The organism is Edaphosphingomonas fennica (assembly GCF_003034225.1).
GTDB classification, from domain to species: domain Bacteria; phylum Pseudomonadota; class Alphaproteobacteria; order Sphingomonadales; family Sphingomonadaceae; genus Sphingomonas_E; species Sphingomonas_E fennica.
In genome coordinates, this window is the sequence record NZ_PHHF01000061.1 from 1 (window position 1) to 21,973 (window position 21,973).

The 21,973-nt window shown below is 62.9% G+C and carries 25 protein-coding genes and 2 pseudogenes; 19 read left to right on the top strand and 8 right to left on the bottom strand.

Translation table 11 applies throughout. The features are described from left to right. Positions 1 to 216 precede the first annotated feature (216 nt). Positions 217 to 1,170 carry a lytic transglycosylase domain-containing protein gene (locus CV103_RS14445; RefSeq protein WP_021223069.1) on the bottom strand — a complete coding sequence of 318 codons (954 nt, stop codon included), beginning with the start codon at positions 1,168 to 1,170 and terminating at the stop codon, positions 217 to 219. A 110-nt stretch (positions 1,171 to 1,280) separates the two neighbouring features. On the opposite strand from CV103_RS14445, the gene CV103_RS14450 reads away from it, so the two are divergent. From CV103_RS14450 to CV103_RS14495, 10 genes and pseudogenes are all read left to right on the top strand, one after another. Beyond that, complete coding sequence (locus tag CV103_RS14450; protein WP_020818513.1) at positions 1,281 to 2,576, top strand: hypothetical protein; 1,296 nt, start codon at positions 1,281 to 1,283, stop codon at positions 2,574 to 2,576. Positions 2,577 to 2,676: 100 nt separating this feature from the next. Then, positions 2,677 to 3,201, top strand: coding sequence for a hypothetical protein (locus tag CV103_RS14455; RefSeq protein ID WP_037485683.1), 525 nt, complete (start codon positions 2,677 to 2,679; stop codon positions 3,199 to 3,201). A 284-nt stretch (positions 3,202 to 3,485) separates the two neighbouring features. After that, a pseudogene (locus CV103_RS23260) lies at positions 3,486 to 3,560 on the top strand (hypothetical protein); the annotation flags it as partial. Positions 3,561 to 3,840: 280 nt separating this feature from the next. Next, a complete protein-coding gene (locus CV103_RS14465) occupies positions 3,841 to 4,104 on the top strand; it encodes a type II toxin-antitoxin system RelB/DinJ family antitoxin (RefSeq protein WP_021224639.1) in 264 nt (87 codons plus the stop codon). Continuing rightward, the gene (locus CV103_RS14470; RefSeq protein WP_020818517.1) at positions 4,091 to 4,372 is read left to right on the top strand and encodes a type II toxin-antitoxin system YafQ family toxin; all 282 of its coding nucleotides are present in this window, start codon (positions 4,091 to 4,093) and stop codon (positions 4,370 to 4,372) included. Before CV103_RS14465 ends, CV103_RS14470 begins: the two co-directional genes overlap by 14 nt. A gap of 31 nt (positions 4,373 to 4,403) precedes the next feature. Beyond that, positions 4,404 to 4,586 carry a hypothetical protein gene (locus CV103_RS22900; protein WP_020818518.1) on the top strand — a complete coding sequence of 61 codons (183 nt, stop codon included), beginning with the start codon at positions 4,404 to 4,406 and terminating at the stop codon, positions 4,584 to 4,586. Next, a complete protein-coding gene (locus CV103_RS14480; RefSeq protein WP_020818519.1) occupies positions 4,583 to 4,951 on the top strand; it encodes a DUF7673 family protein in 369 nt (122 codons plus the stop codon). Before CV103_RS22900 ends, CV103_RS14480 begins: the two co-directional genes overlap by 4 nt. A 37-nt stretch (positions 4,952 to 4,988) precedes the next feature. Next, positions 4,989 to 5,360: an antitoxin PaaA2 family protein gene (locus CV103_RS14485; protein ID WP_020818520.1), complete on the top strand. Its 372-nt coding sequence runs from the start codon at positions 4,989 to 4,991 to the stop codon at positions 5,358 to 5,360. Then, a complete protein-coding gene (locus CV103_RS14490; protein ID WP_020818521.1) occupies positions 5,357 to 5,617 on the top strand; it encodes a hypothetical protein in 261 nt (86 codons plus the stop codon). Before CV103_RS14485 ends, CV103_RS14490 begins: the two co-directional genes overlap by 4 nt. After that, positions 5,614 to 6,587, top strand: a pseudogene (locus CV103_RS14495) (tyrosine-type recombinase/integrase). The gene CV103_RS14490 and the pseudogene CV103_RS14495 overlap by 4 nt, the downstream one beginning before the upstream one ends. Before the next feature lie 10 nt (positions 6,588 to 6,597). Here CV103_RS14495 and CV103_RS14500 read toward each other — a convergent pair. The 3 genes from CV103_RS14500 to CV103_RS14510 form a co-directional block, all read right to left on the bottom strand. Further along, a complete protein-coding gene (locus tag CV103_RS14500; protein WP_021224259.1) occupies positions 6,598 to 7,047 on the bottom strand; it encodes a hypothetical protein in 450 nt (149 codons plus the stop codon). A gap of 240 nt (positions 7,048 to 7,287) precedes the next feature. Beyond that, positions 7,288 to 7,500, bottom strand: coding sequence for a hypothetical protein (locus CV103_RS14505; protein ID WP_020818524.1), 213 nt, complete (start codon positions 7,498 to 7,500; stop codon positions 7,288 to 7,290). Positions 7,501 to 7,667: 167 nt separating this feature from the next. Beyond that, positions 7,668 to 9,941, bottom strand: coding sequence for a TonB-dependent receptor (locus CV103_RS14510; RefSeq protein ID WP_235589629.1), 2,274 nt, complete (start codon positions 9,939 to 9,941; stop codon positions 7,668 to 7,670). Between the two features lie 583 nt (positions 9,942 to 10,524). Here CV103_RS14510 and CV103_RS14515 point away from each other — a divergent pair. From CV103_RS14515 to CV103_RS14535, 6 genes are all read left to right on the top strand, one after another. Next, a complete protein-coding gene (locus tag CV103_RS14515) occupies positions 10,525 to 11,052 on the top strand; it encodes a helix-turn-helix transcriptional regulator (protein WP_020818526.1) in 528 nt (175 codons plus the stop codon). 83 nt (positions 11,053 to 11,135) lie between these two features. Further along, on the top strand, positions 11,136 to 11,444 hold the full coding sequence (locus CV103_RS14520; RefSeq protein WP_020818527.1) for a hypothetical protein: 309 nt from the start codon (positions 11,136 to 11,138) through the stop codon (positions 11,442 to 11,444). 41 nt (positions 11,445 to 11,485) lie between these two features. Next, positions 11,486 to 11,959: a hypothetical protein gene (locus tag CV103_RS22500; protein WP_020818528.1), complete on the top strand. Its 474-nt coding sequence runs from the start codon at positions 11,486 to 11,488 to the stop codon at positions 11,957 to 11,959. Between the two features lie 122 nt (positions 11,960 to 12,081). After that, complete coding sequence (locus tag CV103_RS22505; protein ID WP_158500939.1) at positions 12,082 to 12,921, top strand: JAB domain-containing protein; 840 nt, start codon at positions 12,082 to 12,084, stop codon at positions 12,919 to 12,921. 500 nt (positions 12,922 to 13,421) lie between these two features. After that, the gene (locus tag CV103_RS14530; protein WP_020818598.1) at positions 13,422 to 13,874 is read left to right on the top strand and encodes a Ros/MucR family transcriptional regulator; all 453 of its coding nucleotides are present in this window, start codon (positions 13,422 to 13,424) and stop codon (positions 13,872 to 13,874) included. Continuing rightward, complete coding sequence (locus CV103_RS14535) at positions 13,871 to 14,299, top strand: hypothetical protein (RefSeq protein WP_020818599.1); 429 nt, start codon at positions 13,871 to 13,873, stop codon at positions 14,297 to 14,299. The genes CV103_RS14530 and CV103_RS14535 overlap by 4 nt, the downstream gene beginning before the upstream one ends. Before the next feature lie 226 nt (positions 14,300 to 14,525). On the opposite strand, the gene CV103_RS14540 is transcribed toward CV103_RS14535, so the two are convergent. Continuing rightward, positions 14,526 to 15,899: a DUF7986 domain-containing protein gene (locus tag CV103_RS14540; protein ID WP_031293519.1), complete on the bottom strand. Its 1,374-nt coding sequence runs from the start codon at positions 15,897 to 15,899 to the stop codon at positions 14,526 to 14,528. Continuing rightward, complete coding sequence (locus CV103_RS14545) at positions 15,900 to 16,469, bottom strand: recombinase family protein (protein WP_013849886.1); 570 nt, start codon at positions 16,467 to 16,469, stop codon at positions 15,900 to 15,902. A gap of 140 nt (positions 16,470 to 16,609) precedes the next feature. Here CV103_RS14545 and CV103_RS14550 point away from each other — a divergent pair, with 140 nt between their 5' ends. Further along, positions 16,610 to 19,579, top strand: a complete 2,970-nt coding sequence (locus CV103_RS14550; RefSeq protein ID WP_015449292.1) for a Tn3 family transposase — start codon at positions 16,610 to 16,612, stop codon at positions 19,577 to 19,579. A gap of 99 nt (positions 19,580 to 19,678) precedes the next feature. Here CV103_RS14550 and CV103_RS14555 read toward each other — a convergent pair whose 3' ends face one another. Together CV103_RS14555 and CV103_RS14560 are read right to left on the bottom strand one after the other, a co-directional pair. Beyond that, positions 19,679 to 20,002 (bottom strand): hypothetical protein, encoded by a 324-nt coding sequence (locus tag CV103_RS14555; protein ID WP_107395347.1) that lies wholly within the window; start codon positions 20,000 to 20,002, stop codon positions 19,679 to 19,681. 60 nt (positions 20,003 to 20,062) lie between these two features. Beyond that, positions 20,063 to 20,371 (bottom strand): hypothetical protein, encoded by a 309-nt coding sequence (locus CV103_RS14560; protein ID WP_107395348.1) that lies wholly within the window; start codon positions 20,369 to 20,371, stop codon positions 20,063 to 20,065. Between the two features lie 158 nt (positions 20,372 to 20,529). On the opposite strand from CV103_RS14560, the gene CV103_RS14565 reads away from it, so the two are divergent. Together CV103_RS14565 and CV103_RS14570 are read left to right on the top strand one after the other, a co-directional pair. Then, entirely contained in the window at positions 20,530 to 20,778 is a 249-nt protein-coding gene (locus tag CV103_RS14565) for a hypothetical protein (RefSeq protein ID WP_107395349.1), read from the top strand. A 300-nt stretch (positions 20,779 to 21,078) separates the two neighbouring features. Beyond that, positions 21,079 to 21,858: a replication initiation protein gene (locus CV103_RS14570; RefSeq protein ID WP_107395354.1), complete on the top strand. Its 780-nt coding sequence runs from the start codon at positions 21,079 to 21,081 to the stop codon at positions 21,856 to 21,858. Positions 21,859 to 21,973 lie beyond the last annotated feature (115 nt).

Consider the following 21,973-nt stretch of genomic DNA (forward strand, 5'->3'; position numbering starts at 1 on the left):
CCTACGATCAGACCAGACAACCGATCCTACCGGCCATCATAGTCGCCGCTCAACCGGCCATCGTAGTTGTCGCCGCGCAGGTCAGGCGAGCCGTCGTCCGGAAACTGCTGGACGAGGTGAGCGCCAAGCTGGCCCGCCGTGCACGCCTGGCCGAGAGCGATGACTTCCGGATCTAGCCCGACCGGATTCGGCGCCGGGCCCTTCCCCGCCGCGCTCCTAGAAGAGCGAGACGCTCGCGACGCGCGCGGGCGGCACCGACCGAGGCGGGAAGACGCTTGCGGTCTGGCGCGGCAGCACGGTTGCTTGCCGGTAGACGCCGCTCAAGCGCGCCCAGTTCATGAGGACATTGTCGACATAGGCCTGCGTCTCGGCGATGCGCGGCACGAGCCCGCCACGGACGCGGCCAGGCCCGGCATTGTATGCGGCAAGCGCCAGATGATAATGGCCGAACCTGTCGAGTTGCTGGCGAAGATATCTCGCTCCGCCGCGCAGATTATCCTCGACGCTATAGCGGTTCACTCCCAGCGAGGCAGCCGTCCCGGGCATCAGCTGGGTCAGGCCGAAGGCGTTCTTGGGCGACAGCGCATCGGTGCGATAGCGGCTTTCGCGAATGATCATCGCATCGAACAACCCGACCGGAATGCCGTATTCGCACGCGATCCCGCTCATCAGCTGATAATAGCTGGCGCGCCTGCTCTCAGCGTCCGCCCTCAAGAATCCTGTCGGCCGATAGGGAAGGACGCCGCAGCCTGGCTCGAAGCGATTGGCCGCGAAATCGAAGCTCGCGCCGCCGCGCATCCACGCAGGAACGGGGATGGCAGGCGCCGGCGGCAACCATTCGGCGGAGGCGGCCGAGCCTTCACTCCCGGCGCTTCCGCTTGCTGCCTGCTCGAGCGCAACGCCGCTGTTCGTGAAGCTGTTCGCCATCTGGAATTCCACCCACCGGCGGCTGAGGTCATGCACCCGAAAGTCCGGCGGACGGGCACCGGTCGACACCGGGTTGGGCACGCTCGGGGGTTCGGCGGCTGCATCCGGCCGGCTCTCCGGCCCGGGCGCGGTCATCGTGATGAGCTGCACTCTGCGCGCGGGCTTGGCCTCTTTCCCCTGGGCTGCCGCGCCCCCCGACACGACCAGCGCCACAATGCCGAAACCGATCCCCAACGCCCTCATTGCACCCTCCCTGCTACCGAAACAGGCCAAGGGAAGATCAGCGGCCGCCGGGTTGTCAATCCGCGTGCCCGAGCAGTGTCAGCCTCAAAAATCAAGATCAGGAGGCGCCGATGTGGCTGATCCCGCGCAATACGGACGGGACCCGCGCAGGGAGAATTGCGCTTCCCGCGCCCGTCCGAGAGGCTCTCGTCCGCTGGTATGTCGGACAGGGTTCGCGCGCCGACGAGGAAGCGGGGATCATGCTTGTCCAGCAGGCGCGCATCGGCGAGAGGTGGATCGCCTGCGACTGTTTGTCGGCCGACGCTCCGCCCCCGATCCTGACGCCGGCGTTCCTGTCGGAAGCAGAAACCTACTATCTGCGCCGTCTCACCAGCGTTAACCGTCCCGAACACAGGGCGGACTGCCCGTTCTTCCGCGATCAGGCCACCAACCGGCTGAGCGAAGTGCGAACGCAGGAGAGCCCGGCCGATCCGCCGACCGGCTATTTCGAGGTGCTGCGCCCGGCGCCCGAGAAGCTGGCGCAGCGTCCCGAAGAGGAAAGCAGCGACGACAGAACGCGCCAGGCCTCGGTGCCAAGGCTCGCCCGATTGCTCTGGCGTCTTATCAACCTCTCCGGTCTCAATCGTACGCTCTGCCTCTCCGACGAGAACCCGGAACATTCGATCAGCGACGAGTTCAAGACGCTGGCCATCGCGGCGCAGCGCGTCGAAATCGCACCGGGCATCGAGCTCGGCCGTGCCCTCTGGACGCATGCACAGGCGCTCCACAGCAAGCGCATCTATGCCCGCTTGCGCGAGCTCTCCCGAGTCTGGCCGCCCGGGCATGCGCCCCAGGGCTTCCTCGCGCTCTTCACGCAGAAGTTCGAAGGTTCGACGATCCATGTCGCCGGGAGCGATCCTGTCGTGCTGGCGAACCGCGTCCAGTCCCCCTCGATCCGCGGGAACACGATCAAGGGCCCCTATCTGACGATCGTCGTGGCGGGCCAATATCCCGAAGCGCATGGCTATGCGCCGCTTCGCGGCTATGCCCAGCCGATCTACTCGGGAAAGCGCTTCATCCCTGTCGATTCCGAGTTCGAGCGCGCGGTGCTGCGTGACCTGCTGCGGCTGCGCTGGTCCTTCGATCGCGCAGGGCTCGACCTTCTCCTCGAAAAGCCCGTGTTCGACACGCTCACGCCAATCGGATCATGCCGCCCGGATTTTCTGTTGGAAGCGCGCTCGCGCAGCACCGGCGAAACGCGGGAGATCATCGTCGAGGCAATGGGATCCACCGATGAAACCTATCTCGCCGCGAAAGCCGTGACCCACCCCCGCATGCAGCAGATCGCCCCGGTTCTGTGCGTCTCTCCGGACGACGTGGAAGAGGCGCGGATCGCGCCGCTCGTGCGGAAGGCGTTCGGCTTGTGACCGGCCCCTCTCGTTCCGTTTCGAGAGAGCGGCCTCGGACCGATGGCGCCTGCCGCTTTCTCATCGCCCGTTCATGGCATTCTGTCTGGAGGATAACGCTGTGCAGGACCGGTCCGCCGATTATGCGGCGCTCGCCGCTCACCTCAATCCCGACGATCCTGGCGACGGCGCCCGCCAGATCGATGCCACCATCATCGCCTATCAGCGTGCCCGATGCCGGCCCGGCAACCACGGACAGCTCGTGCGGCACCTCGGCATGCTGCTCATGCTGATCGCTGAAACGATCGCCGTGTTTCATGGGATGCTATGGCTCGAGCCGACCGCGCTCGCGCCCTATTTGGGCTTCATCCTAGAGGTTCCGCTTTGGACCGCGGCTCCTGTTGCGGCCATAGCCATCTGGCTCGCCTTTTTCCTGTCCTACCGCATCGAAGAGAAATCTGGTCAGGAGCTGCCGGAGCCGCCCGCCGCGATCCGCGACTGGCTCGAGGCGCACGACCATCGCCACGGAATTGCCTGGTGGCACGAGACGAGATGGCCTTGGCCCAAGCTGCGCGCCCACCGGCGCGAAATATTCGGCTATGTGATCTGGCGCAGAACGCCTCTGCCCTTGCGAGCTGCACCTTGAGGGTTGGCGGGCGTCGGCAGCTTAGGGAAGGGGCGCGGAGAGTGGCGCAAAGCTATCACCCTCGGTGGGCACGAATTCCGCAAACGTGCTCGCCTTCTGGGAATGTGGTCCGAAAAGCATCCGAAATCCCCGGCCCTAACATCCTGACGAAGCCTGACAGCGGACATAGCCAGACTGACGCGGACACATCGAACTCGCCGTCGCGGTCGACGCTAGAATTGGTCGGCGCAGCCCAGATAAGGTAGCTTAGCGCAAGGTATGCCTGGTGCTACGGAGGTCGCGCTATGGTGGCGCCAACATCAATCATACTCGATGACGCCCTTAAGGGGCGCGTCCAGCACCTGGCCGAAGTGCGTCGACGCAGCTCGCATTGGATCATGCGCGAAGCCATCGCACAGTATGTCGAACGTGAGGAAAAGCGCGAGGCATTCCGCCAGGACGCCATACGGGTGTGGGACGAATATCAGCAGACGGGCCTGCATCTGACGCTTGAGGAAGCCGATGCCTGGTTGGCGAAGCTCGAAGCCGGCGAGGACGCCTCTCAATGTCAGGGTGCGATGCAGCAACCGGATTCACCTCTAGCAATTTCACCCAAAGTGTATTACACTGAAATACAGATTTCAGATGCAGGAGTTTATCATGGCGGCAAGCCGTATGGTGCAGGCTCGCGTTCCTGGCGACATTCAGGATGCGGCCAGTCAGGTTATTCGGGCTTCGGGCCTGACGGTCAGCGACGTGGTGCGCGTGTTGATGACCCGGATCGCGCAGGACAAGGAGATTCCGGCGGCGCTGTTCCAGCCCAACGCGGAAACGCTGGCCGCCTTCGCCGAGGTCGAGCGCGGCGGCCTCGAGCGGTTTGCGTCCGTGGATGCGCTGTTCGCCGATCTTCATGCGGACGATTGAGCGCACCACGGCGTTTCGCCGGGACTTCAAGCGCGAGGCGAAAGGGCCGCGCCGCAATGTGCTGGATACCGATTTGCGGCGGATTATCGAGGCGCTGGCTACGGATGCGCCGCTGGAAGCGCGGCACCGGGATCATGCCTTGACCGGCAACTGGAAGGACTATCGGGACTGCCATGTAAAGCCCGACCTGGTGTTGATCTACCGGCTCATTGACGATGACCGGCTGATCCTCGCCCGTCTCGGCTCCCATTCGCAGCTCGATCTGTAGGCAGATGGCTTGCCGCCGATATGGAGGCCCTATGACCGATGAACTACCCGACAATCCGCCGATGGACGAAGCGTTCATGGCTGGCATGAGGCCATCCCGGCGTGGGCGCAGCGCCGAGCTGCTGACTATCGCCGACCGCGCCGCGGCGCATGTGAAGCGTCCCTATGTTGACCATGCCGAATTGCTCTACGACGAAAACGGGTTACCGAAATGATCCCCGGCACTTCGGCCACGACACCCCCGCAGCGCCGCCCAGTCATTCTGCACGTCAGCTTCGATGAGGCCGGCGCGGCGATCGGCCGCTTGCTCGCCATCGCCATGCCGCCGACGCGCGCGGCCGAGACCGGCGCATCATGGAAGGTCGCGGATTTTCTCCTGGCCTGGTGGAACGGCGACGAGTGCGGGCATTTCCCGATCATCCACTTGTGCAACGTCGATGCCGTTATTGCCGAGGATATGCTTACGATCATGGCCTATCTGGCGCAGGAGTCGACGACCTACGCCGATGCCTGGGGCTACCGCGACGCGATGGGCGACCTTTGGGTGCGCTATCGTGGCGACCCGGCCGAGGCCGTTTAAACGTGCCGGAGATCCACCGCCATCAATGGGAGGCGATATGACCGACGACGAGCTTCTGGACGACAACGCGGCCGAGCGCGCCCAAGCGGCGGCGCTGCGCGACCAGGCCCGCGCCGGGGGCTTGCGCTTCGAGGCGTATCTTACCAAAGATCAGGCCGACTGGCTGTTGGAGCAGATCGAACGGGGCAGGTTTGCCGATCCTTCCGAGGCGGTGTTCCTGACCGTCCAGAACTTCATCGAAATGGAGCCGCACGGCGATCTACGCGACGAGTTGCTGCGGCGTCGTATTCAGGCCGCGATAGATGATCCGCGGCCGGGGATTCCGCACGAAGAAGTCTGCGCCAAAATAGAGCAATGGATCGCCAAGCCGCGTCCCGAACCGGCGCGGTGGCAGAGGGCGGCGCAATGACCGCGCCCTCCCCTGCCCGGTTCAGCGCCGAGGACCGCGCCGTGCTGCTGGCCGTGAAAGGCGTCGGCCCCACGGTTCTTGAGCGCCTGGAAACGCTTGGCATCGCCAGCATGGAAGCCCTGGCGTGCCAGGGCGCGGACGAGGTGTGCCGGCGCATCGCGGCGATGCTGGGCGCAAGCTGCTGGTCGAACAGTCCGATGGCGCGCGGCGCGATCGAGCGGGCGATCGACGCGGCCCGCCAGGAGCGCGCGCGATGAATCAGCTCGCCCCCCTGGCCTCGCCTGCATCGTCGCTGCGCTGGCGCTGCCGGCGTTGATCGCGGCGGCCGACGAGCGCGCGCAGCTTCGATTCCTTGAGTTCTTCGCCGTTGCGATCCGCAATCCCCACACGCGCCGCGCCTATATGCGCGCGGCGGGCGAGTTCCTGGCCTGGTGTGAGGCGCGCGGTGTCGCCTCGCTCGCCCAGGTGCAGCCGCTCCACTTCGCGGACTGGATCGAGGCGCTAGGCGGCGAGCTGGCCCCGCCCAGCGTCAAGCAGCAGCTCGCCGGCGTGCGCCGCCTGTTCGACTGGCTGGTGACAGGCCAGGCCGTGCCGGTGAACCCCGCCGCGTCGGTGCGCGGGCCGGCGCACAGCGCGCGGCGCGGCAAGACGCCCGTTCTCGCCCCCGACGAGGCGCGCCAGATACTCGACACCATAGACGTTGCCACCCATGCCGGCTTGCGCGACCGCGCGCTTATCGGCCTCATGGTCTATAGCTTCGCGCGGATCGGCGCGGCCGTCGCCATGACCGTTGACGATGCTTTCGTCCAGAACCGCCGCCTATGGGTCCGCCTGCACGAAAAGGGCGGCAAGCGGCACGAAATGCCGTGCCACCACAACCTTGAGGAATATCTGCTCGCCTATATCGACGGCTGCGGCTTGCGCGAGCGCGCCAGGGGGCCGCTGTTCCGCACGATCGCGCGCGGCACTAAGCGCCTAAGCGATGCCCCCCTCGCCCAAGCCAATGCTTTCTTGATGGTGCGCCGCCGCGCGACCGCGGCGGGCATCGGCACCGCGATCGGCAACCACTCGTTCCGCGCGACCGGCATCACGACCTATTTGAAGAACGGCGGCACCTTGGAGACGGCCGCGACTATGGCGAACCACAGCTCCACCCGCACGACGCAGCTCTACCACCGGCGATCCGATGACGTGACGCTGGACGAAGTGGAGCGGGTGTTGATTTGAGCCGGCAGGATCAGGCGTGGCGGCTGATATTCGCGCCGTGGTCGCCTTGCATCATCTGCATGGCGCTCTGTAGCATCGCCAGGGTCATGGCGTCGTTTCGGGATTGGGCGCCTGCAATGCCGTCCCGCGCGAGCTGCACGAAGTTGACCCGTTCCCAATCATCGAGCGCGATCGGTGCGCCCTGCCCTGTCCCAACGGGTATCTTCACCGTCATTCCGAGAAACGCCGAGCTGTCATCCAGCGACATTTCGCCTCTTTTGATCTTGCCGTTCATCCAGTCGAACAGCTCCTGGCGCGTCATGCTGGTGAAATCAGGCGGCGCGGCGCTGCCTGGCCCGGTTTGAGCGGTGCTTGCCGGCGCGGTGGAGAGAGCCGCCGAGAATGAGGACGAGCTGGTGCGATCGGCCGATGATGGACGCTGACTCGCGGCCAGATAGTTGTTCGCTGTTTCAATTCGCACGAGAACGCCCTTTCCGCCAAGCCAATCGCGGACGATTGCAGGACATGGTTAATTTCAGGTGAAACGGCGTGGGATTTGAGCCGGCGAGAGACCGGACCTTAAGTATCGCCCCGCGCGGTCGCATTGTTCACGGGTAGACTATTTTCGCCGGGGGCCTTGAAGTGACGACGATCGGTGCAGCTACCAGCGCGATGCCCTATATAAAATCGCGCCGCCCAGATTGAATTATCGGTCAAGGCATCAAATGGACGCTTCACCGCTGAGGAAGTTACCGCAAGGCTTGAGGCGCGCGACGTCAGACAGCTTCGCCACGCGCAGAGCTATGAAAACCTCCTTGATGGCAAGGGGACGTATTTCGGCCACTCCGTTGGCAATAAGACCGTTTGGAAGCCGGAACTGGCGGCGCAGCAGATCAACGCTGCCCGCGCCGCTCGCGTAAAGCCTTATCTGCACATGTCCGGCCCCGTCAGCATCGAGGCGCTGAACGTCGATTCCGCCGTCAGAGCGCAGGGGATGATGAGGCAGCGCGCGGGGATCCAGATGTTCGGCCTAGAGCAAACGGTACGTCTGCCGTGTACCACGACCGGTTGTCGATCTATGGCATTACTCATGCCGCAAAATCACCACCGCGCCTCGAGCGCGATCCCCAGCACGCGCGGGTTTCCAAGGACCGCACGCGGTAGCCCGTCGAGGCGATAGTGATAATATCGATCGTCGAAAAGGTTGCTGGCAAAAGCGGACATCGTCCAGTGCCCTGTCTCATAGGCGACCCGCGCGTTCACCAGCGTGCGTCCGCTGGCCCGCGATGCGCTTTGTGGTAGGCGAACCTCGGTAAAAACCGCTGAACGATGGCTGGCGTTCAAGTTAATGGCCACTCGATCGACGGGACGAATGTTGACGCCGCCGGCGAGCGTCCAGCGCGGAGCATGAGCGAATTCAAGGCCGTCATAGTCCGTCACGCTGCCGACCGTCGTGGCAAATTCATCGAACCTCGTGCGCGAGTAGCCCACCGAGGCGTACCAGTCGAAAGCGCCGCTGGGGCTGTGCGTCGCCTCGATCTCGAACCCATAGAGATGGGACGAGCCGGCATTGACGATATGCGTGTCGTATATGCTCATGCCGAAGTTCGCTGAAACCTGCTGATCCTTCCAGTCGACATAGAAGGCGTTGGCATTCAATGTCAGCCGCCCATCGAGCCACGCGGAACGCAGCGACAGCTCGTAGTTCCAGGTGAATTCAGGATCGTAGGAAAAGGTCGCCGAACGCGCGATATTGCCGCTCGAGCCGCCTGACCGATAGCCTCGTTGGACCGTGAAACCAGTCTTGAGGTTCGGCGTCCAGGCCATTTGGATCCCCGCCTTCGGCAAGAACGCATCGAAGGTCCGATCGGTAGCGGCGGCCGAACCGCTCGCTTGGGCTACGATGCCGGCAACGCCCTGGTTGATTGCAACCACCGCGCGGTACAGCGGCGACCCGGTGGAGCCGAAAGCCCTCGGATCAGGATAGGCCCCCGCGAACCGCGCGGTCTGATCGATGCCCAAGCTGTTCGTTTCGTGGTCGTAGCGAAACCCCACGGTGAACATGAGCCTCTCGGTCAGCCTGAATTGAACATCGCCGAACAGGGCATAAGATCGCACGTGACCAGAGGCATCCGCTGAGAAATCGACCGGAATCGCTGCCAGCGCCCGGCTGTAGAGTCCGGCAACCAACTGCGCAGTCGGCGCGTCGATGCCACTGCTTCGCAGCAATGCGCTTATCGTGTCGACCGGCGTCGGAACGCTGTCATCGCTCGCCGTCGCGCTTCGGTTCCTTCGATCGTAGAAGAATGCCCCCATCAATCCGCTGAGGCGATCCCCCTCATAGTTCAGCCGGAGTTCCTGGGAGAACGTCCGATAGCGATTCTGCTGGTCGTAGGCGCCCCCATCGGCGGCCGTCATGTCGTTGTCGGAGCGATTGAACTCGCTAATCTCATTGAAGGCCGTGATCGCCGTCAGGGAGAGACCTGCGCCCAAATCGAAGCGCAGATCCGCGGTCGCGATATCGGTGCTCGCCTCACTGTCGTTAGGACTGTCGGAGAAGTTCCACCGACGGTCGAAAAAGTCGGGCACAGACGTATCGGTGAAGCTGAACGAATAGCCGCTGTAGCGGTCATAGCGCGTGTAGCCGAACCGCGCCTCGAAGCCCGGAACGGCCGTCGGCGTCCACAAGAGCTTTGCTCGGACCTGGGTCGTATCAAGAGGATTCTCGTGCGCGCGCCGTGTCGGATTCCAGGTAAATCCGTCGGCGTCTCGCTTTTCCACGCTGACGCGGAATGCGAGCTCTCCGGATACGATCGGACCGCCCAGCGCGGCGGCGAACTGCGTCTCATCGGCGTCCGTTATCATGGCGCGAGCGCGCAGCTCCCATTCCATTGTCGGTTCGGCTGTCCGCATGATGACCGCCCCGGCCAGGGCGTTCAGCCCTAGCAAGGTCGACTGTGGGCCTCGCATAATCTCGACCTGGCGGACGTCCCACATATCCGCCGGCGACGCATGAACCATGGCGGCCGGCACGGCAGCTCCATCGACAAATATCGTGGCGAGAGCTGCCCCCTCGCCGCCCATGATCCCGCGGTCGGCGATGCCTCGGATAGTGAACCCGCCGGCGCTGAACGTCTCCGTCACATTCGCCGTGCGCGCGTACACCTCCTGGAGTGATAACAGATTCTCCTCCTCGATGCGCCGAGCGGTGGTCACGGCCACGCTGCTGGGCGTGTCCTGCAGGGATCTCCGTGCTTTCTCCCCTGTCACGATGATTTCGGAGTAGGTGCCGACATGGCGCTCCTGCGCACGCGCAAAGCCACTCCAAGACAGAGCGGCCAGACCCACCACTCCCCACAACAAACAACGCACCACGATGGCCCCCCAAAGCAAATCCTTCGCCAGTAGATAAAGGCGTCGCCCGCTTGCAACAGGATTGATGAAAGGTTCGGCGATTGCCCGCGCGACCTGTGTTTCAGCCCGTGCAATCCGTGACTTTTTGCGGTGACGGCGAGACCAGACCCGCTTTGGGGAGCGTAGCTGGAGAGGCTACAGCAAATCTTGTTCGCAACTTGACTATCGTCAATGATGCGAACCGGGACGGTCGCATTGCCCGAGAATTCGAAGGGGGGAATCTTGAATAGTCGACCCATAGCCTTTGCGGCGGGAAGAAATAGCCGATGAATGGCCGACAAAAGGTCTTTCCGCCTGTGCATCGGGGGAGCCGCTTGTCAGGCCTCACCGCCGATGGCGCGTTCTCGGTCTCTTGCGCACCCGCACGAGCCATCATGGCTTTGCTCACATGCCAAGGGGTGGCGATCAGGAGCAAAATCGGATTACGTCGCCGCCATGTCTTGTCGAACGCATCCTTCCGGACGGGCCTGCCCGAAGCCGTCAGCGGGACCGCGCAGCCTCGCGCCACCCCTATGATCGCTCCTCGGCGAGAACGAAGACGGTGATGTCGATGACGATGCACGAAGATGACGACCTGGCACGCTGGCTGCGCCTGACCGAAAAGCAGCGCGCCTGTCTCGACCTGCTCATCGAGCGTAAGACCTCGAAAGAGATCGCTCGGATCCTCGGAATTTCCAAGCCGACCGTGGACCAGCGCATCACCGCTGCCCGGATCATCCTCGGCGCGGCCAATCGCGACGAGGCAGCTCTCATCTACGCGCGTCTCAAACAGCTATATGACCGGATCACATATGACTCGGTGCAGGTTCCCTCGCCGCCGACGCTGGTGCCATCCGACTTTCCGGACGGCGATCCCGAACCGGTCCTGAAGCTGAGCGACAGTGCGGCGCCCACCTTCGGCGCCGGCCAGGGATCGAGGGACTTCTTCCTGCCGTTCCGGGACGGATGGAGACACGATCACAGCATTCAGGCGCGCGTCATGATCATGGTGGGAATTCTCGTCGCCTTGGTCATCGTCGTTTTCCTGGGGCTCGGCATCGCGGAAGCGCTGACGCGGCTCGTCTCCAACTGAACCTGTTCAACTTGACCCACGGTTCGCCGGCGCGCGGGTGCGCGCCCGGCAAAGGAGAACTTATGCCTCAATCCATACCTCTGATGGCCGCCCGCCTGCAGCGCGACGTGCCGACTGCTGAATCCAAGGTCGACGACGCCATCATCGCCCTGTCGTCGCTGATGACGAGCATGGTGACCGCGCGGCGCGAAAGCGGTGCGCCCGCGAAGACCGGCCAGGCGACCATCCTGCGCCTCGCCAAGGCGCAGATGTCGCTTGTCGATGTGAGCAGCGACGTCCTGCGGATCCATGGCGACCTGCTCGAAATCGGCAAGGAAATGGGCAGTTACGATCTGCGCGATTGCCCCTCCGGCTCGGCGGAAACGACCCCGCATCTCGCGGCCGTAGCCTGACGGCGATTGACCGGGAGCGACTGGCATGAAAAGCGGGAACGATGCGCATAGCAATCTTCATCGCCCTTCTGTTGGTGGCTCTCGGCTACGCCGCCTGGCGGGGCGGTGCTCCGGAGCGGGTCATGGTGGGGATTGCCATCCTGATGGTCCTGCTCGATCGCCTGCTGGTCTCGACAGGTCAGGTGGAATATCATTCGGTCGACCTGGGTTACCTGGTGATCGACCTGATTGGTTCGGCGGCGACCATCGCCTTGGCGCTTCTGGCGCATCGCTTCTGGCCCATGATCGTTGCCGTCCTCCATGTCCTGCCGCTGCTGGCGCACATCAGCCGGGCGCTCGACGTCTCGATGAACCCGATTGCCTATCTCACGATGCAGGTCGCTTCGTCCTGGCTGCTCCCGCCCCTTCTCATCCTCGCAACCTGGCGGCACCAGCAGCGCTTGCGGCGCAGCGGCAGCGATCCGTCCTGGCACGTTTTCTGGCGTCCATCGAGCCGAATGACGGTGAGCGGCTAGCCGCCGCGCTGCTGCAGGAATTCCGCAGCATCGGACGGATCCTGGCCCAAACGCCAGAAGCGCTCGAGCGGGTTCTGGGTCACCACCCTTCGATCGCGGATATCCTGCTCGGCGCCCGGGACATGTTCCTTGAGGGTCTGCAGGCCGACCTGACAACGCAGCCGGTCGACCCTGCCTGCCCCAAGCTCGGCCAATATCTCATGGCCTCGATGGGATCGCTGCCGGACGAGGTGCTGCGCATCCTTTTCCTGGACGCTTCCTACCGCCTGATCGCGGACGAGCAATTGCACCATGGGTCCGTCCGGCAGCTCGAGCTTTATCCCAGAACGATCTTTCGGCGCGCGATCGAGCACGGCGCCACCGGACTCATTCTCGTCCACAATCACCCGAGCGGCGACGCGACCCCGAGCGAAAACGACATCGTCGCGACGCGCAGGCTTTCCGACCTTGGTCGATCGCTCGATATCGAGATCGTCGATCATATTGTCGTCACGGCGACCCACGCCCAGCGCGTCGCAGCGAGCGGGCGCATAGGATCTGATCGTGCGCCCGCCTGCGCCCATGTTCTGCGCGACAATCCCGGGTCGGGAGGCGGCGGACAACAGCAAAGTGCGTCAACCGCGCTCGCAAATGCGCGCCGAGCCTATAAGCGCCGCCAGTTCCGCCGAGAGCTGATCGGGTCGCCAAAGCTCTTCGGCGAACCGGCCTGGGACATGCTGATCGACCTCTTCATTCACGAAAGCGAGGGCAAGAAGGTGGCAACGAGCGCCCTTTGCCTCGCTTCGACCGCGCCTCCCAGCACTGCGCTGCGGCTGGTCAACAAGCTTTGCGAGGCAAAGCTGCTCGTGAAGATAGACGATCCCGACGATGGCAGGCGCCAGTTTGTCGAACTGACGCCCGACACGGCCGCGCGTCTCGAAAACTATTTTGGCGCGGATGAGGGAGGGATGCAGGAGGGTTGAGGCGCCGTCTGGAAATGGATTGGACGGGCGCAGCGTTGGGGGGAGGAGAATCCCGGAGAGGTTCACGATCGCATTGCCGCCGGCTCGCGACGTTAAATTGCTGTTAACCATCCTGTCCTATTTCGAGGCAAGGGGGCCAGCGGCAGGTCGCGGTGTGGGGGTAACGCGACCTGCCAATCAGGCAATGACATCAGGGACTGATCATTCGAAGCGCCGGGCGCACTTCGGGCCTACCGCACCGGGCTGAATCATCTCGCGCGGCGCACCGATCGCCAAACCAGGTCCGGGCGAGCGGTCGGCAGGCAAATGGCGAATGGCGCTACGAACCAGCATTAGCCGGCGGACAGGATAAAGCGCCGCTTCAAAGCGACCTGGCCTCGGTTGCAATCGATTATTGGACTGTTCGCCGTATCATTTTCACCGATGGACGCGCTTAATTCGAGCAGATAACAGGTCCCGCCGCGATCATTACGGATGCGGCGGTAAGCAGGAGCAGGGCTGTGAGCGAGGAAGCGGGGCGCAACGAGAATCTCATTACTTTGACGGCTGACATCGTTGCGGCGCATGTGACGAACAACAAGGTCGAAGTCGGCGATATTCCTCGGCTGATCGGATCGGTTTACGACGCTCTCGCCAGCGTCGGCCAGCCCGGCAAGCCTGAGCAACAGGCCCCAGTCCCCGCGGTTTCGATCCGCGCTTCGATAAAGCCGGATTACATCGTCTGTCTGGAGGACGGCAAGAAGCTCAAAATGCTGAAACGCCACCTGATGACCCACTATCAGATGACCCCTGACCAGTACCGGGCGAAGTGGGGGCTGCCTGCCGACTATCCCATGGTCGCGCCAAATTATGCCGAGCAGCGCCGCGAGCTCGCGAAGAAGATCGGCCTCGGCCGGCAACCGACCGTCCGCCGCGGCCGCGGCAAGCGCAAGAAGCTCTCCATCGCTACATGAGTATCGTGGCCGCAGGGCTGATATTCCTCTGCACGCCCACCCTTGTCGCCGATGGCGATGGCCCGGTCTGGTGTGCCGAGGGTCCACGCATCCGCATCGCGGGCATCGCCGCGCGCGAACTGGATGGTACTTGCCGTCGCGGCCATCCCTGTCCCCGCGCTGGACCGATCGCGGCGCGCAATGCATTGGTGGAGCTGCTTGGCGGCTCGCGCGGTGAGGTTCGGATCGCCAACGCAGGCATCAGCCATATCCGCGTCCGCGCAGCGCCAATGCGCTGTCTCTCGACCGGTCCGGCGGGCGGCGCCAGAACCGGTGCCTTCTGCACTCTTGCCGATGGCCGCAACCTCAGCTGCGCGATGCTTGCGACCGGCACCGTCGCGCGCTGGGAGCGCTACTGGCGTTCCGACCAGCGTTGCCGGCCCTGACAACGCCAGATCTCCTGAGCAATATTTACATCGTGGCCGGATATGTACCTACCGGTGGAGTAATAAATTCTGGAATAAAGTGTCGGTTTGTTTCCAACAGCCCCGGGGGGTCGAAAGGATCAAGAGTCTTGTTCTCGCGAGTATGAATTCCTTTACTGAGGGCATCGCGTGGAAGGTACGCCAGACAACGCTAAGCGAGAACATTTCAAGAACCGCATGATGGCCGTTACCGCCGGAGGTCGCTAAGCCCCAGTTCTTCCCACATCCATGTAAAGTCATAGGTGCCCATCGGATCGGCGGTGCCCGATTTTGCCGCGCCATTTTCGATATATTTGAGCCAGTCGGCTACCTTTACCCGCCCCGCCTTTGTACAGGCCAGAACGCGTGGCGTCTTGTGGCTGAGGGCTGGGACCGGCTCATCGAGCGTTTTCGTATATTCACGGGTCAGCATATCGTGAACGATGCGCTCCATTTCATGCGGTGGAATATCCAGCGCCTCGTCCTGTGGCGTGCGGGCGGCATCGTCGGCCATAACCTGATCGAGCGTCCGGATTTCGGCCATAGGCGCGCTCACGCAATCACCAAGCCATTCGCCCATCTGGGTAATTGCTCGCTCCGCGCGGGCGGCACTGTTTACCTCGACGATCAGCTTGCGCCCTGCCAGTTCCACATTGGCAAAAACCGGCGTGCCGTCATCCATGGTCGTGACGAAGGCCCGCTTGCCTTTGGTCGCTTGCGGCTTCTTGTTCTTCGTCGCTGGTGCCAGCCAGTTCCAGAAACTGTCGCTGGCAGGTTCCAGCCATTGTGCCGCGTTCAGCCTTCGGATCAGGCTCTTGCCGACCACGCCTTTCGCCAGCGGAAAAACGATACGGTGGAACACCAGGTCATCGCCGTCGGCGTTGACCATATCCGGCGCGCTGCCGGGCATGGCCTTGCCCAGACAGTCGAGCAGCCACATGTTCGTGAACATCGGTCCCGATGCTCCCAGAAGCGCGTCCCGATCGGACGGGTCCAATTCCGCAGTGTCCTGAGTTTCGTCGGCAAGTCGGGAAAATGCCTCGACCACTCGCACGGCGCCCTCAGCGCTGAACGGCAACAGCGCTCCGGAAATGCCATGGCGCCCGTTCACGTCGACAACCCTTGCGGCGATCTTGTCCCAGTTGACCAGGGTCTGGGTTGCACCGTGTTCGCGCACCGTCACCGGAGCAACGTCGCGCAGCAGATCGCGCAAGGTCATCGACTGACCAGGCACGACTTCGCTGACCTCATAGAGCGACATGACCGTATCGCGTAACGCGCGCATATAGGCCTTGTTCGGCGCCTTTTCGTTCCAGCCCCGGCGCTTGAGATAGTCATCGACCAGATTGCGACCGTCGGGTTCCAGTTCCTGCGTAAGCAGATCTTCAAAGGCGCAGCCCCATAGCGGCCCTTGCCAGTGATCGCCAATTATCTCGAATATGGCGTCAGGCTCGAGTCCGGTCGCTTCGCTCGCCGGATCGAGATGCGCGGACAGCATTTCGGCCAATGCCTCATCCCATGGCGCGCGATCCGCATATTTCATCAGGCCGGAAAGATCGTGAGCCGATTTCGATCTGGACATTCAGATGGGCCTTTCCACGCCGAGGCGGCGCATTTCTCGATAGATGGTCGATCGGCCGATGCCGAGTTGTCGTGCTGCTTCTGTCGGCGAGATGCTCGCTTCGACCAGTTTGATGGCGGCATGTACCTTGGACATGTCGAGCGGCTGACGGCCGGGCAACTTGCCTTTGGCGCGCGCGGCGGCGATCCCATCCCTGGTTCGCTCGGAGATCAGTCTCCGCTCGAAATGGGCGATGGCCCCGAACACATGGAAGATGAGTTCGCCGGCGGCCGACGATGTGTCGATCTTTTCCTCAAGACTCAGGAGCGCGATGCCCTGGCCGCGTAGCGTCTCGACCGTGGTGAGCAATTCGGCGAGCGAGCGCCCAAGCCGATCGAGGCGGACCACCGCCAGCGTGTCGCCCTTGCGGGCATAGGCGATCAGTTCGGCCAGACCGGGCCGCTCCATGCTCTTGCCCGACATGACGTCGGTGAACACCTTGATCGCGCCGGCCTCCTCCAGACGCATGGTCTGTCCAGCCACGTCCTGATCGCCGGTGCTGACGCGGGCATAACCCAGAATATCGCCCATCCCGTGCGTCTCCCAAACGGTCGTTCTGTGGACGATCTGAAGGGCGATCGCTTCGCCCCATCCATATCCGTCCACATACTATGTCTCTTTACTCATGGCTGTCCATAGGCCCAGATGACCTTTTGTGGACGGGAATCGGAATGACGAAGCGTAAGCATCAACTCCTGACCGAGAGCGAACGCGATCAGATCCTCGCCATCCCGAGCGAGCGCGACCATCTAGCCCGGCTCTACACCTTCGAGCCTTCGGACATCGAGATCATCGGCGCACGACGGGAGCGACGGAACCAGTTGGGTGTCGCGCTGCAACTCGCGCTCTTGCGGCACCCGGGCATCACACTGGCGCAGTTGATACAGGACAAGGGAGCGATACCCCATGATCTCGCCGCCTTCGTCGCGGAACAACTTGGTCTACACGTAACCGACCTGGCCAACTATGCAGCGCGGGATCAGACGATGACGGACCATGCCCGCGAGCTGGCGATGCGAGCGGGCCTTCGTGGACCAACCCGCGCCGACATTCCCTTCATGATCGAAGCGGCCGCGAAAACGGCATGGGCGACCGACAAGGGGATGACGATAGCGATCGGCGTTGTCACCGCCCTTCGCGAGGCCCGGATTCTACTGCCGTCCATCTCCACCATCGAACGCGCCAGTAGTGCGGGACGCGCGCGTGCCCGCAAGCAGGCTGCCTACGCCCTGATCGCTGATCTTAGCGCCGAACAGGTCCACGCCCTCGACCAGGTCTTTGACGACGCCGGCGGCATGAGCCAACTCGCTTCGCTCAAGACCATTCCCGTTGCGGCCAGGCCCGATCACATCCGCCAGATTCTCGACCGCCTGCGGCAAGTGCGGAAGATCGGCATCTCCCCGGACGTGGCTGGCCGCATCCATGCCGACCGATTTCGGCAATATGTCAGGGAAGGCCGCGCTTCGCCTGCCTATATGATCGAGCGATATATTCCCTCCCGACGGCGCGCTACGCTGGTTGCGTTCCTGCTCGACCTCGAGGAACGACTGACCGATAACGCCTTGGAGATGGCGGACAAGCTGATCGGCAGCATCTTCACCCGCGCGAAGAACGCCCAGGCGCGCAGCTATGCCACCACGTCAAAGAATGTGGCGCGGCTGATGCTGATCTTTCGCAGGACAATCGACGCATTGACCGATGCGGTCGATACCGGCGAAGATCCAATGGAGGCCCTGGACGCATCGGTCGGGTGGAACACCCTCCTGAAGGCGAGGCCAGAAGTGGCGACAATCGCGGAAACCGCCAACCTTGATCCGCTGACGGTGGCGGCCGACCGCTATGCGACGTTGCGCAAGTTCGCCCCCGACCTGCTTGAGGCGCTCCAGTTCAGGGCCGGAAAGGGCAGTGCAAAAACGATCGCCGCCATCGAGATGCTGCGCGACCTCAACAGGTCGGGCAAACGCGATCTGCCTGCCGACGCTCCGATGCCCTTCCGCAAGGAATGGCGGAAAATCGTCGTGGGCGATGACGGCAAGATCAACCGGCGTCTCTGGGAAATCGCGACGATCGCGCATCTGCGCAACAAGCTGCGTTCCGGGGATGTCTGGGTGGAGCGATCGGCAGGATACCGCCGGTTCGACAGCTACCTGCTCAGCGAACCCCAGGCGAAGCCGATCGTGTCGGCTCTCGGTCTGCCACCCACAGCCGGCGAATGGCTCGAACAGCGGGGCCGCGAACTTGACTGGCGGCTTAAGAAATTTGCCCAGCGCCTGAAGCGCGACGCTCTGGAGGGTGTGCGATATCGCGACGACCGCCTCCAGATATCCCCCGTTCGCACGATCGCGACGCCCGACGCCGAAGCGCTGGCCGACCGGCTCGATGCCATGATGCCACGCATCCGCATCACCGAGCTACTGCATGAGGTGGCGCAGGAAACCGGCTTTCTTGCGGCGTTCACCAACCTGCGTACCGGCGAGCCGTGTCCCAATGAAAACGCGCTGCTCGCCACGATCCTCGCCGATGCGACCAATCTCGGCCTGTCGCGCATGGCGGCGGCGAGTCAGGGCGTCACGCGCGATCAGCTCCTCTGGACCCATGACGCCTATATCCGCGACGACAGCTACCGCGCGGCGCTGGCCCTCCTCATCAACGCGCACCACCGCCTGCCATTCTCACGAGTATGGGGCGACGGCACCACGTCCAGTTCCGATGGCCAGTTCTTCAGGGCCGCGAAGCGCGGCGCGTCGGGCGGCGATATCAACGCCCGCTATGGCGTCGATCATGGCTTCAGCTTCTACACCCATAATTCTGATCAGCGCGCGCCCTACCACGTCAAAGTGATCTCGGCCGCGACGCATGAGGCGCCCTATGTCCTCGACGGCCTCACCAGCCACGGCACCGATCTCAGGATCGTCGAGCATTACACCGACACCGGCGGGGCGACCGATCATGTCTTCGCCCTGTGCGCGATGCTGGGATTTCGCTTCTGCCCGCGCCTGCGCGACTTCCCCGACAGGCGGCTCGCGCCGATCGCGCCGGTCACGGCCTATCCGTCCATCACCCCGCTGTTGGGCAAGCGTATCCGCACCGACATCATCGGTGAGCAATGGGAAGACGTGCTGCGCCTCGTAGGGTCGATCAAGGCCGGCCATGTCGCGCCATCGGTCATGCTGCGAAAGCTCGCTGCCTACGAACGGCAGAACCAGCTCGATGTCGCGCTACAGGAAATCGGCAAGATCGAGCGGACGCTGTTCATGCTGGACTGGCTAGAAAATCCCGATCTGCGCCGGCGATGCCATGCCGGTCTCAACAACAGCGAGCAGCGCCATGCCCTGACGCAGGCGATCTACACATTCCGCCAGGGCCGCATCATCGACCGCAGCCACGAGGCGCAGCAATATCGGGCGTCCGGCCTCAATCTGCTCGTCGCCGCGATCGTCTATTGGAACACGATCTACATGGATGCCGCCGCCCAGCATCTACGATCAACATCGGTCGCGGTGCCTGATGATCTACTCGCCCATACGTCCCCAGTAGGTTGGGAGCATATTGCTTTCTCGGGCGATTTCCTCTGGGATCGAGCAGCCGCTTCCGCTGGCCGCAAGGCCCTCAATCTGCCGCCGGATAGCCGCGCCGCCTAAGCGTTCGCTGATTGTTCGCCCTTAGCGTTGTTTAGCGTACCATCCACGCTATGCCCTCTAGAACAGCTCCGGTTTCGAGAAACACGCCCCGCCCCCCGGTCAGTTACGCGGCTGATAATAGGTTTGCTGGCGCCCATCGGCCCAAGTGACCGTCAGACGTCCCGGCCTGCCATCATCCGGCTTTTTGTATTTCGTCTTGGCAATGCCGCTGCCTGAGCAAGTGGGGAAACCACCGCCAAATGCCAGTTGCCGCCAGAGCTTCGTGATGGGTGGAACGCAGGCCCCATATTGCGTCGGACCGCCCGGATTAGAGAGGCACAGAACGACCTCACAAGCCCAGGTATTGTCCGACGCCATTGCTGGGGCCGACGACACGGATGCTCCCACAAGAGCGGCGGCGAACGCGAGATTCAAAGCCTTCATTGCTATCTCCCTCGTCAACGAGATACATGCACATATCACGGAGAGGAAGAAAGGGAAGCCTCAAAAAGCAACGCGGTTGGAACACTCCTTGTTGGGGACCACTCGGATATGGTCATCCTCGTAGCCGTAATCGAAGACGACATGCCGGATAGCACTGGATAATCGCTTGTAGGTTTTAATGGTGGGCTGCTCCCAAAGGCAGACATTCAGCCACTTATCGTCCCGCCACGATACTCTGACGTTTATGATCCATTCGCTCGAAGGCAACTGCGCGATTTCTACAGACCGGATCGTTCCCCCAGCGGGGCGGCGCGTTGTCAGCTCGCGTTCGAAGATCGGATCATACTGCCAGTCATCGGTTTGAGGCATCGTGATTTGTTTCCTTTTCTCGATCAGCCACGTCTATCCCCGTAAGGCAGACAGGAGCAACCCGGCTTGTCGTGTCTTGCCGCGCACCCACAATAAAGCCATTAAGCGTGTCAACACGCTTATTCCGGCATCCTCCCTTCGTTTGTGTTCAAGAGCTTATGGCACGCCCCAAAAGACAGGAAGACCCGCTACTCCCCGTACCGCTGCCCCGGCGTCGGCCGAGCCGCGCGAACACGCGTAACCTGGCCGCGTCGGTCAAGCCCGAACTGGCGGCCGAGATCAAGAGCTTGGCCGAACGCGAGCAAACGTCCGTCGCGGCGCTGGTTGAAGAGGCAACGATCAATCTCTTGAAGGCACGCGGGATCGAATATCCCGATTACTTACGGCACTACCGCAAGACCGCATAATGCCGCCGCGATAAGCGTGCGCGCACGCTTATTCTTGCCAAGCTATGAATCTTGAGCCAGTTATGACCCGCTGATTCCGCTTCGGAGTCGGCGATTCATCTGTTGCGTTCGGGGTGGCTCCCCGTCTGCAACGGGCAACAAAAAACCCTCGCTTGGCTGAGCGAGGGCTGTTTGTGCCACCGGAGTGGGCCTTCAATATCTGCCCTCCTTATCGGTGGCGCTTCGGCGAAAGTCAATCCCGAAAGCGTGCTTTCGGGGACGATGGTGCTTGGCCTGGCGGGACCGATGAGGGAGGTCCACATGAGCGGATCGATAGGAGCCGTGCTGCGCAGCACCGGGCTTGTCACGATCAACCGCGCCATCGAGGCGCGTGCTAACCGTCCACGCGCAAAAATCTGGAGCGGCAGCATCGCCGTAGGCCATGAAAAGCGCGTCAACGCCTACATACCCATTCGCAACGCCCGCCAGATGCGCGAGATGATCGAAGCCGCGAAACTCTACGAACGGCAGACGCTCGCCGAGCGCCGCACCGCCACACCGCGCGTTCGCAACGGCGCGATCGGGCAGGCCGGCATCCAGATCATCGAGTTCCTGGCCCGCGTGATCGACTATGGAACCGGCGCGCTGTTCCCCAGCCTCCACACGATCACGGAAGGCACCGGCCTCAGCAAAAATTGCGTCGTTCAGGCGCTTGCGCGTTTGAAGGCCGCCCGCATTTTGGATTGGTTTCGCCGGTATGAGCCAGTCCCCGACGCGGAGGCCGCAGGAGCTGGCCCGCGCGTGAAGCAGGCGACTAACGCCTACCGCTTCCTCTTCCCTGCCTTCCTCGCGAAGATCTTCACCGCTCGTCGTCAGCGCGGCCGAGCGGCCGACAGCACGCCGGCTTGCGAGCAGTATCGGCAGATCGAGGCGGCGCGCGAACTGGACCGCATGATGGATCAGTTGCCGCTGTGGGAATTGCCCCGCGAGCAGCGCGACAAGCGCGAACTGGCCGCTGTGCTCCAAAGCTTAGGGCAGGCCATTGAAACCAGAGAACGTGAGTCATCCTCAAGTGAAGAGAACCCACGGAGATATTTATAGAATGAATGGCCCTGGTCGGGCCATGCGTGATTTATGCGCTTATCCCGACCGATTGCCCTTCACCGTGAAATCTGTATAAATCCCAATCTTGGGAAACCGTTGACGGAAGAAGCTC

Excerpts from the sequence above, each read along its gene's own strand:
- CV103_RS14445 (WP_021223069.1), bottom strand. The coding sequence starts at position 1,170 with ATGAGGGCGTTGGGGATCGGTTTCGGCATTGTGGCGCTGGTCGTGTCG.
- CV103_RS14450 (WP_020818513.1), top strand. The coding sequence starts at position 1,281 with ATGTGGCTGATCCCGCGCAATACGGACGGGACCCGCGCAGGGAGAATT.
- CV103_RS14465 (WP_021224639.1), top strand. The coding sequence starts at position 3,841 with ATGGCGGCAAGCCGTATGGTGCAGGCTCGCGTTCCTGGCGACATTCAG.
- CV103_RS22900 (WP_020818518.1), top strand. The coding sequence starts at position 4,404 with ATGACCGATGAACTACCCGACAATCCGCCGATGGACGAAGCGTTCATG.
- CV103_RS22500 (WP_020818528.1), top strand. The coding sequence starts at position 11,486 with ATGCGCATAGCAATCTTCATCGCCCTTCTGTTGGTGGCTCTCGGCTAC.
- CV103_RS14550 (WP_015449292.1), top strand. The coding sequence starts at position 16,610 with ATGACGAAGCGTAAGCATCAACTCCTGACCGAGAGCGAACGCGATCAG.
- CV103_RS14490 (WP_020818521.1), top strand. The coding sequence starts at position 5,357 with ATGACCGCGCCCTCCCCTGCCCGGTTCAGCGCCGAGGACCGCGCCGTG.
- CV103_RS14515 (WP_020818526.1), top strand. The coding sequence starts at position 10,525 with ATGTCGATGACGATGCACGAAGATGACGACCTGGCACGCTGGCTGCGC.
- CV103_RS14570 (WP_107395354.1), top strand. The coding sequence starts at position 21,079 with ATGAGCGGATCGATAGGAGCCGTGCTGCGCAGCACCGGGCTTGTCACG.
- CV103_RS22505 (WP_158500939.1), top strand. The coding sequence starts at position 12,082 with ATGTTCCTTGAGGGTCTGCAGGCCGACCTGACAACGCAGCCGGTCGAC.
- CV103_RS14540 (WP_031293519.1), bottom strand. The coding sequence starts at position 15,899 with ATGTCCAGATCGAAATCGGCTCACGATCTTTCCGGCCTGATGAAATAT.
- CV103_RS14480 (WP_020818519.1), top strand. The coding sequence starts at position 4,583 with ATGATCCCCGGCACTTCGGCCACGACACCCCCGCAGCGCCGCCCAGTC.
- CV103_RS14535 (WP_020818599.1), top strand. The coding sequence starts at position 13,871 with ATGAGTATCGTGGCCGCAGGGCTGATATTCCTCTGCACGCCCACCCTT.
- CV103_RS14545 (WP_013849886.1), bottom strand. The coding sequence starts at position 16,469 with ATGGGCGATATTCTGGGTTATGCCCGCGTCAGCACCGGCGATCAGGAC.
- CV103_RS14555 (WP_107395347.1), bottom strand. The coding sequence starts at position 20,002 with ATGAAGGCTTTGAATCTCGCGTTCGCCGCCGCTCTTGTGGGAGCATCC.
- CV103_RS14560 (WP_107395348.1), bottom strand. The coding sequence starts at position 20,371 with ATGCCTCAAACCGATGACTGGCAGTATGATCCGATCTTCGAACGCGAG.
- CV103_RS14470 (WP_020818517.1), top strand. The coding sequence starts at position 4,091 with ATGCGGACGATTGAGCGCACCACGGCGTTTCGCCGGGACTTCAAGCGC.
- CV103_RS14520 (WP_020818527.1), top strand. The coding sequence starts at position 11,136 with ATGGCCGCCCGCCTGCAGCGCGACGTGCCGACTGCTGAATCCAAGGTC.
- CV103_RS14565 (WP_107395349.1), top strand. The coding sequence starts at position 20,530 with ATGGCACGCCCCAAAAGACAGGAAGACCCGCTACTCCCCGTACCGCTG.
- CV103_RS14485 (WP_020818520.1), top strand. The coding sequence starts at position 4,989 with ATGACCGACGACGAGCTTCTGGACGACAACGCGGCCGAGCGCGCCCAA.